Genomic DNA, 16,952 nt, shown 5'->3' with positions numbered 1-16,952 from the left:
ACCAGGAGAGCTGCTATGTATGATACGATCGTCATCGGCGCTGGCCTGGCTGGTTTGATGGCAGCAATCGGGCGTGCCGAACGCGGTGAAAAGGTGATGGTGCTTGCCAAGGGTCATGGGACAACGCACTGGACGACCGGCTGTCTCGACCTCTTTGCCGAGGTTGATGATCCTATCGCCGGTATCATTCAACTTACCGACCAGCGTCCACACCACCCCTATGCCCTGGTTGGCCTGACAATGATCGAGCAGGGCGTTGCCCGATTCCGGGCTATCTGCGAAGCGGCTGGCTACCCGATGGTTGGCAACTTCAACCGAAATCTGCTGCTCCCTACTGCTTTAGGCGCGTTGCGCCCCACTGCTTTTGCACCTGCAACAATGATAAACGGTGATGCCCGTCAGTTGCGCGATGGTCGGCCAACGCTGATCGCCAGTTTTGGCGTACTCCGTGACTTTTTTCCACCGCTTATTGCCGCCAATCTCCGTGCTCAGGGGATTGCTGCCGAAGCAGCATTGTTAGCCCTGCCACCAACTGGTCGCCAACACGATTTCAGCCCGGTCATCCTGGCACGCATGTTCGACCAACCAGACTTTCGGGCCAGAGTTGGTGAACAACTTGCTGCATTCGTGCGCAAGGGCGGCTATGCTCGTATTGGTATGCCAGCAATTCTAGGCTTGAAGCATCCTACCGAGGTGGTACGCGACCTCCAGAATCGGGCGGGTGCCCTGATCTTCGAGATTCCCACACTACCAACCTCTGTCGCCGGTATGCGGTTATATCACATTCTGGAAAACGCATTGCTCAGTCTTGGTGGTAGAATGCAGTTGGGTGGATTTGTCCAACGCGGAGAACCCCTCAAGGAAACGCTGGTGGCTGTGTTCAGTGAAGCGGCAGCCCGTGAACAACGTCATACGGCCCGACGCTGGGTATTGGCAACCGGTGGCATTCTTGGTGGTGGCATTCGCGCCACGCCGGAAGGTCACCTGCGTGAAACCGCTCTTGACCTACCCCTTCAGACACCCGACAGCCGATCCGGCTGGTTTGCAGCACGTTTTCTGGCTGAGCAAGGTCACCCTGTCTTTCAGAGTGGTGTGCGCGTTGATCGGTCACTACGCCCCCTCGATGCCAGCGGTCGCTTAGTATATGAAAACGTGATGGTGGCTGGCAGCGCACTCGCCGGTTTTGATCCGGTTCGCGAAGGATGCCTTGAAGGAGTTGCAATTGCCACCGGCTGGGCAGCCGGACAGCAGTAGCAGCCCATTTGCGAGAGGGACAATCACCATGGATCATATTGAGCTATCGCTCACGCAATCGCTCGATCACTGTATTAAGTGCAACATCTGCACTGCGGCCTGCCCCGTGGCCGCCGTAACCGACGCCTTCCCCGGCCCAAAATATGTCGGGCCGCAAGCCCAACGCTTTCGTCATGCCGCGCAGCCGGTTCCTGATGCCTCCGTTGATTACTGTTCGGGATGTCGGGTTTGCAATCAGGTCTGTCCGACCGGTGTGCGAATCGCTGAACTTAATGCCCGTGCTCGAGCGCAGATGGTCGCCGAGCGTGGGATGCCTCTTCGTAACCGAATCATTGCGCGTTCTGGATTGGTTGGGCGCCTGAGTTGTGGACCACAGGCGCCTCTCGTCAATCTGACGCTGAGCTTTGCGCCCGCACGCTGGCTCATCGAACAAGTGCTGGGAATTCACCGCCACGCTCCACTGCCAAAAGCAAGCACCTACACGTTCCAACACTGGTTCCGACGTCGGAAATCAACGGTGGCCGGTCGACGCCCTAAAGTGGTCTACTTCCACGGTTGCAGCACAAACTACTACGAACCACACGTTGGTAAAGCGGCAGTGGCCGTGCTCGAACATCTTGGGTTTGAGGTGATCATTCCACCACAGCGCTGCTGTGGCCTGCCCTTACTCTCCAACGGCGATTTTCCGGCTGCGCAGAAGCACCACCAGTACAACGTTGCGCAACTGTTACCATTCGTTCGCGCCGGTATACCCATCGTCGGTACCAGCACCAGTTGTACGCTCACTCTGAAAGAGGAAGCTCCGGAACTCCTCGGTCTCCACGGTGATGATGTTCGCGCAGTGGCTGCCGGTACGTATGACATCTTCGAGTTCTTGCGTAACCTTCACGAGCGCGGTGAATTACGCACCGACTTCCGCTCGATTGAACGTCGCCTCCCGTATCACCCGCCATGTCAGTTACGCGCCCATCGCATTGGCCGTCCGGTACTCGATGTATTAGGTTTAGTACCAGGCTTGCACCTTGATGAGAGTCGGGCTGATTGTTGCGGTATCGCCGGTACATACGGCTTGAAGCGTGAAAAGTATCAGATTGCAATGGACGTTGGGAAGCCACTTTTTGACTTTGTACAAGCCAGTGGTCAAAACCTCGCTTTGTGCGATAGTGAAACCTGTCGCTGGCAAATCAGTGGTGCTACCGGGGTAGAAACCCGTCACCCGATTGAAATCCTGGCCGAAGCATACGGAGTTCTGTAGTATATCTCAATGTATTTTCAACTTTTATTCGGAGCAGCGTAGTATCCCACTGCTGCTCCTACATTTTGTTATAATACGTGCTAGTCTTGTACTATATGTGCGTAGGAACTATTTGTCGATGATTGAACCAGAAACAGTCTTACAAGGTCGTTATCGCATCATATCCCAAATTGCCAAGGGAGGTATGGGGGCGGTCTATCGAGCGCGCGACCTCCGCTTGCGCATCGATGTTGCCATCAAACAAACCTTGTTTAACGATGAGGCATATCGACAAGCATTTGAACGCGAAGCTCAAATCCTGGCCCGCTTGCGCCATCAAGCATTACCACGGGTCATTGATCATTTCATCGAACCACAAGGTCAATTCTTAGTTATGGAGTTTATCCATGGCGAAGACCTGGGCAATCAACTGGCCCGTCTCGGTCGTCGTTTCGCCTCGCCGCAAGTCTTACCCTTGGTAGTAAAATGGGCCGATCAACTCCTCGACGTGCTACACTACTTGCACACACGACCGGTACCGGTCATTCATCGAGATATTAAACCAAAAAATCTGAAATTAACCCCAAACCACGATATTATCTTGCTCGATTTTGGGCTAGCGCGCGGCGGAATGACGGTTGTAGCCGGAATTGACGGCTCAGGGTCGCGAAAGGTCTACGGCTTTACCCCACCATATGCACCTTACGAACAGATGCGCGACGGCGAACCAGACCCGCGCAGCGACATTTATTCGCTCTCGGCAACATTGTACCATCTGCTAACCGGCGTTTTGCCACCTGATGCGATGACTCGGATGGCAAAGCTGATCCATGGTCAGCCCGATCCCCTTCAGCCGATTCGCAGTCTGGCGCCCCATGTGCCAGAAGGATTAGCCCGGTTGATCGAGCAAGGGATGGCTACCCTGATCGATCAACGTCCGCAATCGGCCCGTGAAATGCGTGAAGCCTTGCACCGACTGCGCGGAAAACCGGTAACACCAGCAACACCGGTAACAGTACGTCCTATCGCTTCAGAACCATTGCCAGTACCTCCCGATACGACCGAAACACCAACCGAACCAGTGCCAACTCCATCGCAGGCGTCACCGATCACCCCACCAGTAACACCGTCACGTGCGACATCACCGACGCCGGTAGGAACACAGTATCGCCGCCTGGTAACCGGTAGCCAGGTTCGTAGCCTGGCATTTACGTCCGATGGCAAATCGATCATCGCCGGCCACGATGATTATACGATCAGTGTCTGGGATGTAACGCACGGTGAACAAACGCAAACTCTGCGCGGCCACGAGAGCACTGTGCGTGCGGTTGCTGTCAGTCCTGATGGAACACTGGTTGCCAGCGGAAGCGACGACGAGACAGTCCGTATCTGGACAACTACCGACTGGCAGTCTGTACAGATCATCCGTCAAACCGGCACTTCTATCGAGAGTCTCTGCTTCAGTCCCGACGGTCGTTATCTGGCGGTTGGCGGTTGGGGCATGGCGATTACACTGTACGAGATCCGAAAAGGGAAGATCGAGCCGATTGGCCTGTTTAACAGTCCTTTTGTTCATTCACTGAGTTTTTCACCAGATAGTTCATTGCTGGCTGCCGGTTGTTACGATGGCGCTATCTACCTCTGGCAAACAGCGACACATCAGCGGTTAAAACCGATTGAGGGGTTTAATACATTCATTTACAGCGTCACTTTTAATACTGCCGGTACCATCATTGCCGCCTGTAGTGGTACCGCTATTCGCCTCTGGCGCGTGCGAGATTTTCTGCCTCTTGACACCTTACAAGGCCACACTGCACCGGTGCGCGGTCTGGCGTGTAGCCCGCGTATCCCATTGCTGGCTTCAGGAAGTGAAGATCGGAGCGCTCGTTTTTGGTTGATAGATCAATCGCAGCCACTCCCCCTTATCCTCGAACACAGCTCTGGCGTCAGTTGCCTGAGCTTCAGCCCCGATGGTCAACTCCTGGCTACCGGTACCCACGATGGCCGTATTTACCTCTGGCAAGCGCCGGTCGAGAGTCAGGTTTAGAACCTATCCGACATATCCTGTCGCAGCAGAAGATCGGTCGGGGCGCAGCACCGCTACGCCTGTACATCAGGATGCGCTCGTGGGGTAAGGAATAACCCTTACGTTGCCCTGCCCTGGTCTTCGGGTTACGTATGAACCTGAGCGACATCGGGATTTTTGCGCAAGCTCTCACACCTCACCGCACCCGCTCAACCAGCGCGATGATCCGCTCTGCACGTCGGCCATACGTGTGTTCAGCAGCCACTGCTCGCCGTGCGGCTATCAGCGCCGGGTCGCCTTCGTTCAGAGCCGCGGTGAGTGCCGCCTGCAAACCAGACAGGTCACGTCGTGGGAAACTATAGGCAAGCTGTGGTGGTACAATCTCGTGTAACGCCGGAATCGCCGGTATGACAATCGGCAGACCCAATGCCAGATATTCAAACAACTTCAACGGCGAGGCTGTTACATCGGTAACGGTATCGGGAATGACAAGAACATCGGCAGCGCCTAAACAGCGCACTACCTCGGCCTGCGGTCGTGGCGGCAACACGTAGAGATCGGCTGGCGTCGCTGTTGTCTCAGCAACCCGTAATCCTTCACTGACTGCGTGTGCAATCAGGGCTGCTCGCTCACCAGGTCGCCCACCGAGTATCAGACCGCACAACGTCGGATGGGTAGCCTTGAGTGCCCGTAAAGCACCGAGAAGACCCTCAAGCCAGCGATGAGCAAAGGTCATGCCTGCGTATGCGATGACCGGTACGGTGGGTAACAAACCAAGTTCGGCACGACACTGAGCACGATCTTGCGATGTAAATATTCGTTCATCGTAAGCATCTGGAATAACCGCAACATCTGCCGGATCACGCCATCCGAGCTGGGCCAACAGGGACCGGAAATCATTTGTCAGTGATACGACGGCAGTTGCCCGACATAGTGCGGTACGATCAATCAGATCGAGTAATCCACGCGCCCAACGCTCTTTCGCCCGCGAAGGATTCCGTGACTCAAAATCGTGGACTTCGTAAATCACCGGTATTCCGAGCTTTGGGCCGAAGATACCGGCCCACCAGGCCGCAATGATCGGCTGACGAATATAGACAGCTTCAACCTGATGACGTTGAGGCGCAACCCGCATCGCGGTCATCGCTGCAAAGACTGAGTGCTCAAGGTAGTACAACAGTGTACTCTTGTAGAAGCGTGAGAGCTTGCCAATGGCCGGTCGTGGCAGATGCACGACATTCAATTCACTGAAGCGACTCGGTTCAAACCCCCAACGTGGAATCAGGGCCAGCGTATCCGGTCGGCGAGCTATCAGCTCGCGGAGCGTGGTAAACGTTTGCAGGGCATTAGCTGACTGCAAATTCAAACTAGTGGGGTATGCAATATAGACGATCATCTTAGCGCGCAACCTCAAGCCGCGACAACAAACGATCAAGCTCGGCTAACGTCGATGCCAGACCGGCCGGCGCAGGATGCAATAAACCGCCGGTCACCAACGCAGCGCGTACAAGCTGAGGATCATCACCGGCCACCTCCAAATTACGGAGGTCTTGTCTGATCCGTTCATCACTGATGGGAATGCCATGACGAGCCATCATTGCCCGGTAATAGGGATAGTGTTCGCACAACTGCTGGGCCACACTTTCAAAACCATGACGCGCAATCGTCATCCGGGTCTGGAAACGCATCGTATTTTCGGCAAACATGATTCGGTCACGGCGCGACGGTTCGATCAGAATAATATCCACCTCAGGATGGCGACGACGCACCTGCTTGATATGATAGTGCAAACCGGCGTGAATGAACGTGCGGAAGACCTGATTACCAATCCGCTGAATACCCTGTTCGCTGATAGATTGTCCCGGCGCATGGCGGCGATTATCAAACGGCACCATTGGATTAATACAGACGATCAGGTCAGCACCACGCTCGATTGCTACATCAAGACTGGCCGTACCGCGTAAGCCACCATCGATATAATCACGCTCGCCGATTCGTACTGGCTGATAAAAGATCGGAATAGCGGCTGACGCGCAAACTGCCAGCGAGATCGGCACATGCTCGAGCGGTGGTAAGCCAAAAACGGCCCGTTCTCCAGAATCGAGATCGGTCGCTATGATCAACAACTCGCGATCCAGATCGGCAAAACGGTTTGAGCGACCGGGCTGTTCAAAAGCCAGCCGCAGATACCGCTCGAGCGCTCGCGAATCGTAGATACCGGTAGGTAAGCCAACAGCCAGCGTCTCAATCAAATCAAGAAGCGATGCTTCCCCACCTTCACGAAGCCAGCGCCGTAACGTTTGAGCCAGCGCCCCAGGTAAGTGCATCACCCGACGCAGCATATCAACCACATTTAACTGGTACAAGTGATGTGGTTCAAGCTGATCAATACCGAGCAACGAGCTTTCAAGGACACTGATCAATGTACGCGGTGACATATTGTTGGCCAGGCAGGCGTTCACCAAAGCCCCAGCGCTTGTCCCCACGTAAATATCAAACTCGTTGACTGACAAACCTTCAAGCACCTGGTCAATGGCACAGAGGGCGCCAATTTCATAAGCGGCACCGGCGACACCTCCACCGGCAAGAACCAGAGCTGTCTTGCTACGCTGCATAACCAGCCTCTTTGCGATAACGTATACCAGCGAGCCAGGGATCGTGCGATGTTTTGGTCAGCGCCAACGAACTGTTTGCCCTGCCAGGGCGATACGGTGATAGTTAACAGCCTGACAGAAGCGATTCAGCATCACCCAACGATCACGTTGGATACACCAACTGAGAACCAGGTCATTGTCAAGCTGGCTGTCGATGTTCAACGACGACGTAGCAATTGTTCAACTGTACTGGCCAGGGCATCAATCTGGGCATGGAGACGCTCGACATCGTTGCGCGTCGGCACATTGGCAATCCGGTCGGCAAGTTGATGCCGGGCATCGTCGGCAAACTCTTTGCGTAGTAACAGTTTGCGCCAGCGATCAGCCTCTTCGGGGGAAAGTTCACCTTTGTCAACCAGGATATCGATACGCCGCCCAATTTCAGCTTCGATCAAGTCGTCACCACCGAGCGAACTAAACAGCACCCGACGCAAGTTAGAGATCGTATCTCCCCCAACCTGGATCAGGTCGGTCAATAAATTAGTTGGCAACGGTGACCGGCGTCCACGAGCCTGCAACACAACCTGCGCCAGAATATTCGCGGTAATATCATCACCTGTTTCGTTATCAAGCACCTGGACGGTTTCACCCTCTTGGATGAGGCGAGCAATACCGTCAAGCGTGATGTAACGTTTCTGATTGGTATGGTAAAGTTTACGATTTGCGTATTTCTTAATCAGGTGCATAGGAATTGCCGCCTTGTACCGGATGCTGGTATGCGTAGTGTGCCCACTAACACAACTGGTACGAACACGAGATGCAAACAGTCTTAGCGGCAATTATAACACGCTGCGCCAAAATGCCGACAACGACGATTTACCATCCTTCACATTGCCAGGGACGAAAAGAACGCTGAATAGCCCGGATGGCGAATACGCACTGTTCACTGTGGAGCGATGCACAGCGGTGAACACCATGTTCAGCGAAAGAAACATGATACGGGCGAAGGAAAAAACACGCCTTCGCCCTTTCCATTTACGGTACCGTGCGTCTTGCCATGGCAGGCAGAGTATTCCTACTCTCCGGCACTCTCTTCCTTGGCCTCACCCCGCGTGCGATTGCGCGTGGGAGTCTCTTGTGTCCGGCGCAGCTCTTCTACACGCAAGGCTAGCTGGGCGATCTTGGCGCTCAGCTCATCAATGTCGCGCTTGGAAGGAATATTGAGCCGATTGAGGAACTGCTCAAAGCTAGTCTCAAACTGGGCTGCCAGATTGTTCAGATTGGTCTGAACCTGATCCGACTGAGGCACAGCCGTCTTACGGAGGTTCTCCATAGCCTCCTCAAACAGCTTCTGGGCATCTTTTTGGGCCAGCTCGCCACGCTCAACCAGCCGATTCAGGAAGGCTTCCGCTTCTTCACGGCTGAGCGCAAAGGCGCCGATACCGGCCAGTATGAGCTTCCGAACGATCTCAAACACCTGGACACTCGGATTGACCGGTGGCTTCTCGTCGATTTGGCGAACATTGACTTCGATCTCTTCTACAGTTGTCATACTTGCCTCCTGCTTTATATGGATCACGTTCAGGTCATCTGTATCATAGCACAGTCTATGCGATTTCGGTAGACGTATAACGCGCTGCGTTACACGTCCAAGTATAACACGCTGCGTCATGAAAGTCAACGCTCCTATGTATATCAAATTGCTATGGGAATTATTGCAAGTGGCTGTACCGGGTAGCGTGCGTAGCCCCCTCATTTCATAATGAGGAAAGGGTACAATGAAGGAAACCCACCTCTACCAATGGAGATGGTCACGAGCAACGAGGAAACAGAGTCTGACCGTCGCTATTCGTTGGAATGGGAAGCGGCACGTCTCCTGAACATGATGCTCTGCCGACAGGTCAGGAAACGCTTCATTCCTCATCTTTGCATATCACCTCTGCCAGGTCGGTTGAAAATGTTGAAAACTGCTCACGAACCTGTTTACTACTTGACAGTCAGTTAAAGCCGGTACATCATGCATAACTGTGAGTATTATATTGTAATATGCTGTTATCACACAGGTTCGTCTTAGCCGTTTGCTTTCGGATGGAATGAAGCGCAGCAATCCGGGCATTATTACACGCTGCGTTGGCAAACACGGTCCGACGAGGAGGATCATTATCGAACCGCCGACCCGCTCAACAGCCGAAGAAAATCTGCGAGCCATTGTCAGTCATGACGCCGATGGTGCCATTATTGTTGACAACAGTGGCGTGGTGCGGTTCTTGAACAGTGCCGCTGAACGGCTGCTTGATCGACATGGCGCTGAACTTCATGGGCAAGTTTTTGGTTTTCCGCTGGTCGTTGGTGAACGAGCGGAGGTTGAAGTGTTGCGCCCAAACGGCGAATTTGCCGTTGCCGAAATGAGGGTCGTGTCGATTGTTTGGGAAGGGCAGGATGCGCTGCTTATCACTCTGCGCGATGTCACCTTCGAGCGTCAGGCCGAGACAGCCTTACGCGAGGCGGAAGAGTTTAGCATTACTATTCTCAATTCGTTGACGAATGAAATTGTTGTCCTTGATGAGCAGGGTAAGATCGTGGCAGTGAATGAGGCCTGGCTGCGGTTTGGGCGCGAGAACGGGATTACCGATCTGGCTGCGATCAGTGTAGGTGCTGATTACTTTGCAGCCTGTGCGGTAGACAAAACGTTAACCGGTGGCATAGATGTACTGCAAGGGTTGCGGGATGTATTAGCAGGGAATAAAGAAGAATTTTCCTGCGAGTATGAACTCCCTACCTCAGCCGGAACCCGCTGGTTCGCCCTACGTGCAGTGCCGTTACGTGGAAAACGGCGCGGTATTGTCATTTCTCATACAGACATTACCGAACAACGGCGAGCAGCGCAACTCGCTGCCGAAGCTGAAATGCTACGCGAACAGGTACGACAGATGGAGCGCGAGCTGACCAATGTTGATGCGCTCTCGCGACCCGAAGACACAGCACGTTCGCGTTTGAGTTCACTACGCCAGCGGCTGCCCGAGGTCTTCGAGTATGCGTTGCATCGCTATGGATCATTGTTAGATGAAGCACTGCAAAGTCGGATTCACCGTACCCAGTTGCCACCGCGCGCGTTACGTGAATTGGGTGAATTTCTCGGTTCAGGATGGGCTACTCCGCGCGATCTGATCGATATTCATTTGCAAGCCATCCGGCAGCGGAGCGCACAGAGTCCACCGAAAAAACTACAAGCCTATGTTGAAGAGGGCCGTTTACTTTTGCTAGAATTAATGGGTCACTTAGCATCGTTTTATCGATCACTTGCAATTGGTGAATTAGCTTCTCGTCCTCCAGAACAATAGCAGAGGCTCATACGCTGACTGCTGGGATGAAGGGACTGTGAGTAAAATTGTTTTGCATCTCTACATTGCGGGTCAGACACCACGCGCTGAACGAGCGATTAACACTCTACGCCAGATGCTGGAATATGATCTGGCCGGCTATGAATGTGAACTGACAATTATTGATGTGTTGGCCGATCCACAGCAGGCAGAAGATCAAAAAATCCTGGCAACACCGACTCTGATAAAGAGTTCGCCTCCGCCATATCGACGAATTATTGGCGATCTATCGAGTGTTGCCGATCTCCTAAATGTACTGAATTTGCCACCAAAGACAGGTTCATCAATGATAAACAAGGAGTAATCAGGTGTGCGCTGATCACATCGAACGTCTGCCAACCGGAATTACCGGTTTTGATCATATTGCCAACGGTGGTTTGCCGAAAGGGCGTACCACTCTTGTTTCGGGTACTGCTGGTAGCGCCAAGACCGTCTTTGCTGCCCAGTTTCTGGCTGCCGGTATTAAGCGGGGCGAGCCAGGTGTGTTTGTCACCTTTGAAGAGACACCCGAAGCATTGCGTCGCAATATGCTCGGCTTTGGCTGGGATATTGCCCGCTGGGAGGCAGAGGGGAAATGGGCGTTTGTCGATGTTTCGCCACAACCTGAAGAGGAGATCGTTGAACTGGGCACGTACGATCTGGGTGCGTTGCTGGCGCGAATCGAGCATGCAGTACGCAGTATCGGCGCCGTTCGCCTCTCGCTCGACTCGCTAGGCGCGATCTTTACTCGTCTGAACGATACCCGAGTGGTACGCAACGAGTTGCTTCGGATTGTCAGTACCCTCCGTCGTCTCGGTGTAACGGCGGTGTTAACCGCCGAACGAACGCAAGAGTATGGTGAGATTGCGCGCTACGGGGTGGAAGAATTCGTCTCTGACGACGTGGTAATTCTGCGTAACTTGCTCGAAGATGAAAAACGGCGGCGCACCGTTGAGATTCTCAAGTTCCGTGGTACATCGCACCAGAAAGGGAGCTTTCCCTTCACCGTGATCCCCGGTGAAGGTATTCATGTGATCCCCCTGTCGGCAATTGAACTGAAGCAACGCTCCTCAAATGTCCGTACCACTTCCGGGAATGCCGAGCTAGACCGAATGTGTGGCGGTGGTTTCTTCCGCGACTCTATTGTACTGGTGAGTGGCGCAACCGGTACCGGCAAGACCCTCATGGCAACCACCTTTATGGCAGCCGGTGTCCGTCAGAAAGAACGCTCACTGTTGTTTGCGTTTGAGGAGAGCCGTGATCAACTCTTCCGTAATGCCATCGGCTGGGGAATCGATTTTGAGCAGATGGAACGCGATGGTCTCTTGCGGGTCGTTTGTAATTACCCCGAAGTGACCAGTCTCGAAGACCAGTTGATCTTTATGAAAGCGGAAATCGAGCGCTTTCGCCCACAACGAGTGGCCGTCGATAGTCTATCGGCGCTTGAACGTGTTTCGACAGTGAAGGGATTCCGTGAGTTTGTGATTGGGCTGACATCTTTTATCAAGCATCAAGAGATGGCAGGCCTCTATACCTCAACGACCCCTACGCTGCTCGGCGGTTCATCTATCACCGAGGCCCATATTTCGACAATTACCGACTCGATTATTCTATTGCGTTATGTTGAGCTATTCGGGGAGATGCGTCGCGGATTAACGGTCTTGAAAATGCGTGGCTCGAGCCACGACAAAGATATTCGCGAGTTTACAATTGATAGTCGTGGAATGCACATCGGACGACCATTCCGCAATATCTCTGGTATTCTGTCGGGCCAGTTTACGCATATCGCACCGAGCGAAATTGAACGGTTAAGCGCAATGTTCCGCGACGAGGAAGGGACGGAAACAGCAGAAACGAACTAAACCGCCGTTCTGTAAGGTACGAGGAGGCTTTTCGTGCAGCACAACGATAGTGAAGTCGATCAACCATCACGTGCTGATGATCGTGCGTGGTCGAATCTGGATCAGCGGACGCTCGAAACGATTGTTGCTAACAGCACGAATGCCCTGCTTGTGCTCGATCAGAACGGGTATGTTCTCTTCGCGAATCGGGCCACCCAGCGATTGTTCGGTCGTCGGCCCGATCAGTTGGAGGGCAGCCCGTTTGGTTTTCCCCTGCAACCCGGTTTAACCGTTGATGCCGAGATTATCCGTCCCGATCAGTCAGTTGTGATTGTTGATCTGCGAGTCGAGCCAATAGAATGGCAGGGTTCATCGGCTCTCCTCGCAGTGCTGCACGATATTACCGAGCGTAAACAAACCGAACAGTTTCTTATCGAAACGCAACAGTTACTCCATTCAGCACTTGACGCATTGCCATCCGCCATTGCAATCCTGAATCGCTATGGGCAAGTTCTGGCAGCTAACATTGTCTGGCTGCAATTGGGACCTTTATTGGGTGTTGAAAGTGCTGACTGTGCAGTGGGGGCGTCATTTCTGGCTGCCTGCCACCTGGGTCAACCCCCGGCAGGGTTGCTTGCCGATACAATTGAACGGTTGTTGCAAGGGGCCGACGAACGTTTTGAAGGTGAATTTGCGGCCGTAGGAGATGGGCATCGGTGGCTAGCAGTGCGAGCAGTGCGGTTTGGGAACGATGAGCGGGTACGGGTGGTGATCACGCTAGAAGATGTTTCTACTCGTCATCAAGCCGAGCAAATTGCGGTGGCTCGTCGTCGTGTTCTAGAGATGATTGCCTGCCAGTACAATTTGAAGACGATTATGCGCGAGTTACTCGTGTTGATTGGGCAGCAGATCGTCGATCTGATATACAGTGCCTTTACACTCCACTCGCATGGTTTATTTGTCAGCTGCAGCGCTGTACTCGAAACAGCCGACCTGCAACAATTTGATGCATGGGCACACGAGGTTCTTTCATTGGTGCCGTGCCGGTATCAACGCATCACCGAGCTAGCTTCTGATACACCATATTGGTGGTCTTCGGTTGAGCCGCTTGTCCGCAAGTACACCATCAAACGAGGTTGGATTATCGGGATACGAACAAACCGCGATGCAGCCGATGGGTGTCTATTGCTATGTCGGCGGGACGATACGCCGTTAAGTGGCGATGAACGAAATCTGCTTGAACAGATTGAACAATTGACGACTATCACGATTGAACAGCAGACGACACTGGAAAAACTGGCGTATCAGGCTCATCATGATACCCTCACCGGGTTGCCAAATCGCTTGTTGTTTGAAGATCGGTTGCAGCAGGCGATCGAACACGCTCGGCGTACAGATACGTTAGTGGCAGTGCTCTTCATCGATCTGGATCGTTTCAAACAGATCAATGATACGCTAGGCCATACGATAGGTGATCTCCTGTTAATTCAAGTGGCGCGCCGGTTTGAATTGTGCATTCGCGCAACCGACACCTTAGCCCGCCACGGTGGTGATGAGTTTTTACTGGTACTGCCTGATATTACTGCGCCACAGCAAGTAGCCGTCGTAGCGCAGCGTCTGCATGAATCGCTCATGCATCCTTTTTTCGTCAATGGGCACGAAATCTTTGTCAATGCCAGTATCGGCGCAAGTCTCTATCCTATTGATGGAAAGGATGTCGTTGCGTTGCAACGGGCCGCCGATATTGCGATGTATCGGGCGAAACAGACCCATAGTAGCTTTCAGTTTTTCGATGCAACGATTGCGGCCATCTCATCCGAGCGCTTACGGATCGAGACGCTCCTCCGGCGTGCCATTGAACGTAATGAATTGCTTCTCTTCTACCAGCCTCTGGTTGATCGAACCGGTACCCTGGTCGGTTTGGAAGCGTTGTTACGCTGGCAAAGTGCTGAGCTGGGAATGGTCTCGCCAGCGAAGTTTATCTCTGTCGCTGAAGAGACTGGACTGATCGTGCTTATCGGACAATGGGTATTGCACGAAATTGCCCGTCAGATCAAATACTGGTTGGAGGCAGGACTGCCCGTTGTACCGGTCGCCGCGAATATCTCGGCCATTCAATTTGCCCAAACCGATTTTGTTGAGCAGGTAGAGGATATTCTTAACACGGTTAATCTGCCGTTGTCCTGGCTCGAACTGGAACTGACCGAGAGTATGCTCATGGGGCACATCGAGAATCTCCGTCAGCAGCTTAACCGACTCCGTCAGCTCGGCGTGACGCTAGCGGTTGATGATTTCGGCACCGGTTATTCGTCACTTGCCTACCTCCACCGGCTACCGATCAACGTGCTTAAGATTGACCGTTCATTTGTAGCTTGTCTTGATGATGCTGATGCTACTGTTGAACGAAGCCTGGTGGAAACCATTATCACATTAGGCCATCGTCTTGGGATGCAGGTGGTGGCTGAAGGGGTCGAGACCGCTGAGCAATACCGGATACTGGAAGCAGCCGGTTGTGATACGTTCCAGGGGTATTATATCGCCCGTCCACTATCGGTTGCAGATGTGGTAGACTGGCTGAAAAAAGGGCGCAGCGGTGCTGCGCCCTGCCAGTAACGTGTATGCTATCGGTTACGCTGCACCGCCGCTTTCAGCAAACGCCAGATCGCACGATGGCGCGGCATCACCTCAAAGACCTGCCCATTCTTCCCTTCACGGACAATGCGCAACGCCAGGGCTGCTGTCTCTTCGGCAGTCGTGCCAAAGATGCGGAGCACTCGTGGTAATTGTTTGATCGCTTCTCCGCCAGGACCAACTGTCTCAAAATGGTTGATCATATCGGTCGGTACCATACCAGGAGTGAGGACGTTGAAGCGTAAATAAGGGTGATCCTGGTAATCACGGGCAAAGGCTTCGGTGAGACGGACAATAGCGGCTTTAGAGGTGCTGTAGGCCGAGAGAAAACGCTGGGCACGTTTTGCCCCACCACCAGACAGATTGATGATCTGACCATTCCGCTGCCCGATCATGTAGGGTAATGCAGCACGACAACCGTAGTAGGTACCAAGTAGATTCACCCGGATCACCTGTTCCCAGGCCTCAGGTGGCACATCGAGGGCATAGCCAAACGGCCCAGAAATACCGGCATTATTGACCCACAGATCGATGCGACCCATCCGTTCGGCTGCCGCTGCCGCCAGAGCTTCGACTTCTGTACGATGGGAGACATCACAGCGGATACCGCTGACGTTTAATCCGGCAGCCTGCAAGGCCCGCTCAGCTTCGGCAAGGTTGCTGGTATTAACCGATGAGATAATGACCTGCGCACCGGCACGGGCTAGCGCTTCAGCAATAGCACGACCAATGCCACGGCTACCACCGGTAACGACAGCTTTCAGATGGCTTAAGTCGGTATGAGTACGAGCCATAACGTCCTCTCTCACATACAACAGGCGGTCGCAATTGGTTAACGGCGTTGGATGGTCAATCGGTCACCTTCCCGGATGGCACGGATCGGAACCCCGCGCAGCGCTGGCGGTAAGAGCAAATGGCGTCGATACGGCCCAAGTGACACGATGAGTTCGTCACCACTGACGCTGATACTGAGATCATCACGATTGACACCCGGTAAAAACAGACTCAGATACGGAGCGTTGGCCGAATTCACGGTGATAGGAGGTTGGAGTGGAGCTAGCGGTAGCATCAACTCACGCCCCAGCGTGACAAATGGTGCAATCGCCCCCGGTGTGGCCCTGAAAAAGAGAGGTACCTGGCGTAAGCCTGACCAGCGCGTAGCCACTGCCGCTACCACTGCGTTCTGCTCATGGCGTGCATCGGCCAGCGCAGAGTCTTCTTTACCGGTCGGTAACAACGGACCGACAATCAGCGCATCGAGATTCAGTCCGAAGAGGTGAAATGCCGGTACAGAGATGATTGCCTGCCGAAGACCGGCCTGATCGGGGCGAATGACCAGCCTTGCCCGAACCCATGTCGGATCGAGTACTGCATCGCGCAATTGCTCAAATTTCACTCGTGCATCCTGCATACGACCGATCTGCTCAAATGGCAGGAGATGAGCAGGTAGCGCAGCTCGTGCCAGCGAGTCGCTCGATTGACCAGGGCCACGGTCAAGCCCAAAGAGTTGACGCATCAGCCAACGGAATGTATCGGGGACGGCCAGCGCACGAAGCAACCCGTCGACCGAACCAGCATCAACACAGATCAGCGCATAACCGCGACGGGCATGTTGTGCCAGACGGTAGACGGCTAAAAACAGATCAATACCGGGAAGCAAAGGTAAATCTTCGCCACTGATCGGTGGTCCTGGCAAATTGAGCTGGGCTTGTAACTCGTTCCAGACACTGTTCAACTCACTCAAGATTTGAAATGTCCACAGATCAAGATGCCCGGTCAACGTCGTCGGCTGTGGTGCAAGCGGAACCCCAAGCAAGGTAACACAAGGGTGCGCCGGAGCGAGGCTAACCAGCAGCGTCGATTGCCCCTGATTTGACGCGGCCACAGCAGTAGCGGTCGCCGCGATAGCACTGGCTTCACCACTAAAAATAATGACGTGCGAATGTGCTGGCCACATAGGTTATTCCATCACACTTGCCGGAAATACCCTACGATCACCGGATTGCGAGTAGA

Annotated in this window: 13 protein-coding genes; 7 read left to right on the top strand and 6 right to left on the bottom strand. The window is 53.7% G+C overall.

Annotated elements, in window-relative coordinates; translation table 11 throughout:
* Positions 1-15: 15 nt before the first annotated feature.
* The 3 genes from glpB to QTO31_RS07070 all read left to right on the top strand — a co-directional run bounded on the left by glpB (position 16) and on the right by QTO31_RS07070 (position 4,535).
* Positions 16-1,254 carry a glycerol-3-phosphate dehydrogenase subunit GlpB gene (gene glpB / locus QTO31_RS07080; RefSeq protein WP_031459862.1) on the top strand — a complete coding sequence of 413 codons (1,239 nt, stop codon included), beginning with the start codon at positions 16-18 and terminating at the stop codon, positions 1,252-1,254.
* Positions 1,255-1,282: 28 nt separating this feature from the next.
* The gene (locus QTO31_RS07075; protein WP_031459861.1) at positions 1,283-2,509 is read left to right on the top strand and encodes an anaerobic glycerol-3-phosphate dehydrogenase subunit C; all 1,227 of its coding nucleotides are present in this window, start codon (positions 1,283-1,285) and stop codon (positions 2,507-2,509) included.
* A gap of 118 nt (positions 2,510-2,627) precedes the next feature.
* Entirely contained in the window at positions 2,628-4,535 is a 1,908-nt protein-coding gene (locus tag QTO31_RS07070) for a protein kinase domain-containing protein (protein ID WP_301428536.1), read from the top strand.
* A 175-nt stretch (positions 4,536-4,710) separates the two neighbouring features.
* Here QTO31_RS07070 and QTO31_RS07065 read toward each other — a convergent pair whose 3' ends face one another.
* The 4 genes from QTO31_RS07065 to QTO31_RS07050 form a co-directional block, all read right to left on the bottom strand.
* On the bottom strand, positions 4,711-5,910 hold the full coding sequence (locus tag QTO31_RS07065) for a glycosyltransferase (protein WP_301428535.1): 1,200 nt from the start codon (positions 5,908-5,910) through the stop codon (positions 4,711-4,713).
* Position 5,911: 1 nt separating this feature from the next.
* The gene (locus tag QTO31_RS07060) at positions 5,912-7,129 is read right to left on the bottom strand and encodes a patatin-like phospholipase family protein (RefSeq protein WP_031459858.1); all 1,218 of its coding nucleotides are present in this window, start codon (positions 7,127-7,129) and stop codon (positions 5,912-5,914) included.
* Positions 7,130-7,326: 197 nt separating this feature from the next.
* Positions 7,327-7,854 carry a polyhydroxyalkanoate synthesis regulator DNA-binding domain-containing protein gene (locus tag QTO31_RS07055; protein WP_028456961.1) on the bottom strand — a complete coding sequence of 176 codons (528 nt, stop codon included), beginning with the start codon at positions 7,852-7,854 and terminating at the stop codon, positions 7,327-7,329.
* 329 nt (positions 7,855-8,183) lie between these two features.
* Positions 8,184-8,660: a phasin family protein gene (locus QTO31_RS07050; protein WP_031460578.1), complete on the bottom strand. Its 477-nt coding sequence runs from the start codon at positions 8,658-8,660 to the stop codon at positions 8,184-8,186.
* A 541-nt stretch (positions 8,661-9,201) separates the two neighbouring features.
* On the opposite strand from QTO31_RS07050, the gene QTO31_RS07045 reads away from it, so the two are divergent.
* The 4 genes from QTO31_RS07045 to QTO31_RS07030 are packed head-to-tail and all read left to right on the top strand — an operon-like array spanning position 9,202 to position 14,921.
* Positions 9,202-10,449, top strand: a complete 1,248-nt coding sequence (locus tag QTO31_RS07045) for a PAS domain-containing protein (protein ID WP_301428534.1) — start codon at positions 9,202-9,204, stop codon at positions 10,447-10,449.
* Positions 10,450-10,486: 37 nt separating this feature from the next.
* Positions 10,487-10,792, top strand: a complete 306-nt coding sequence (locus tag QTO31_RS07040) for a circadian clock KaiB family protein (protein WP_301428533.1) — start codon at positions 10,487-10,489, stop codon at positions 10,790-10,792.
* Between the two features lie 4 nt (positions 10,793-10,796).
* Entirely contained in the window at positions 10,797-12,329 is a 1,533-nt protein-coding gene (gene kaiC, locus QTO31_RS07035; protein ID WP_028456966.1) for a circadian clock protein KaiC, read from the top strand.
* Between the two features lie 33 nt (positions 12,330-12,362).
* The gene (locus QTO31_RS07030; RefSeq protein ID WP_301428532.1) at positions 12,363-14,921 is read left to right on the top strand and encodes an EAL domain-containing protein; all 2,559 of its coding nucleotides are present in this window, start codon (positions 12,363-12,365) and stop codon (positions 14,919-14,921) included.
* 8 nt (positions 14,922-14,929) lie between these two features.
* Here QTO31_RS07030 and QTO31_RS07025 read toward each other — a convergent pair whose 3' ends face one another.
* The gene (locus tag QTO31_RS07025) at positions 14,930-15,733 is read right to left on the bottom strand and encodes an SDR family NAD(P)-dependent oxidoreductase (RefSeq protein WP_301428531.1); all 804 of its coding nucleotides are present in this window, start codon (positions 15,731-15,733) and stop codon (positions 14,930-14,932) included.
* Positions 15,734-15,771: 38 nt separating this feature from the next.
* A complete protein-coding gene (locus QTO31_RS07020; RefSeq protein ID WP_301428530.1) occupies positions 15,772-16,896 on the bottom strand; it encodes an ArsA family ATPase in 1,125 nt (374 codons plus the stop codon).
* Positions 16,897-16,952 lie beyond the last annotated feature (56 nt).

The sequence above is a fragment of the Chloroflexus sp. MS-CIW-1 genome, assembly GCF_030444705.1.
Lineage (GTDB): Bacteria > Chloroflexota > Chloroflexia > Chloroflexales > Chloroflexaceae > Chloroflexus.
This window is presented reverse-complemented; position numbering and strand designations above follow the sequence as displayed.

What these genes read in the sequence shown, in the direction of transcription:
- QTO31_RS07055 (WP_028456961.1), bottom strand. Translation starts at nt 7,854, where the DNA reads ATGCACCTGATTAAGAAATACGCAAATCGTAAACTTTACCATACCAAT.
- QTO31_RS07020 (WP_301428530.1), bottom strand. Translation starts at nt 16,896, where the DNA reads ATGTGGCCAGCACATTCGCACGTCATTATTTTTAGTGGTGAAGCCAGT.
- QTO31_RS07050 (WP_031460578.1), bottom strand. Translation starts at nt 8,660, where the DNA reads ATGACAACTGTAGAAGAGATCGAAGTCAATGTTCGCCAAATCGACGAG.
- QTO31_RS07065 (WP_301428535.1), bottom strand. Translation starts at nt 5,910, where the DNA reads ATGATCGTCTATATTGCATACCCCACTAGTTTGAATTTGCAGTCAGCT.
- QTO31_RS07045 (WP_301428534.1), top strand. Translation starts at nt 9,202, where the DNA reads ATGAAGCGCAGCAATCCGGGCATTATTACACGCTGCGTTGGCAAACAC.
- QTO31_RS07060 (WP_031459858.1), bottom strand. Translation starts at nt 7,129, where the DNA reads ATGCAGCGTAGCAAGACAGCTCTGGTTCTTGCCGGTGGAGGTGTCGCC.
- QTO31_RS07025 (WP_301428531.1), bottom strand. Translation starts at nt 15,733, where the DNA reads ATGGCTCGTACTCATACCGACTTAAGCCATCTGAAAGCTGTCGTTACC.
- QTO31_RS07075 (WP_031459861.1), top strand. Translation starts at nt 1,283, where the DNA reads ATGGATCATATTGAGCTATCGCTCACGCAATCGCTCGATCACTGTATT.
- QTO31_RS07070 (WP_301428536.1), top strand. Translation starts at nt 2,628, where the DNA reads ATGATTGAACCAGAAACAGTCTTACAAGGTCGTTATCGCATCATATCC.
- glpB (WP_031459862.1), top strand. Translation starts at nt 16, where the DNA reads ATGTATGATACGATCGTCATCGGCGCTGGCCTGGCTGGTTTGATGGCA.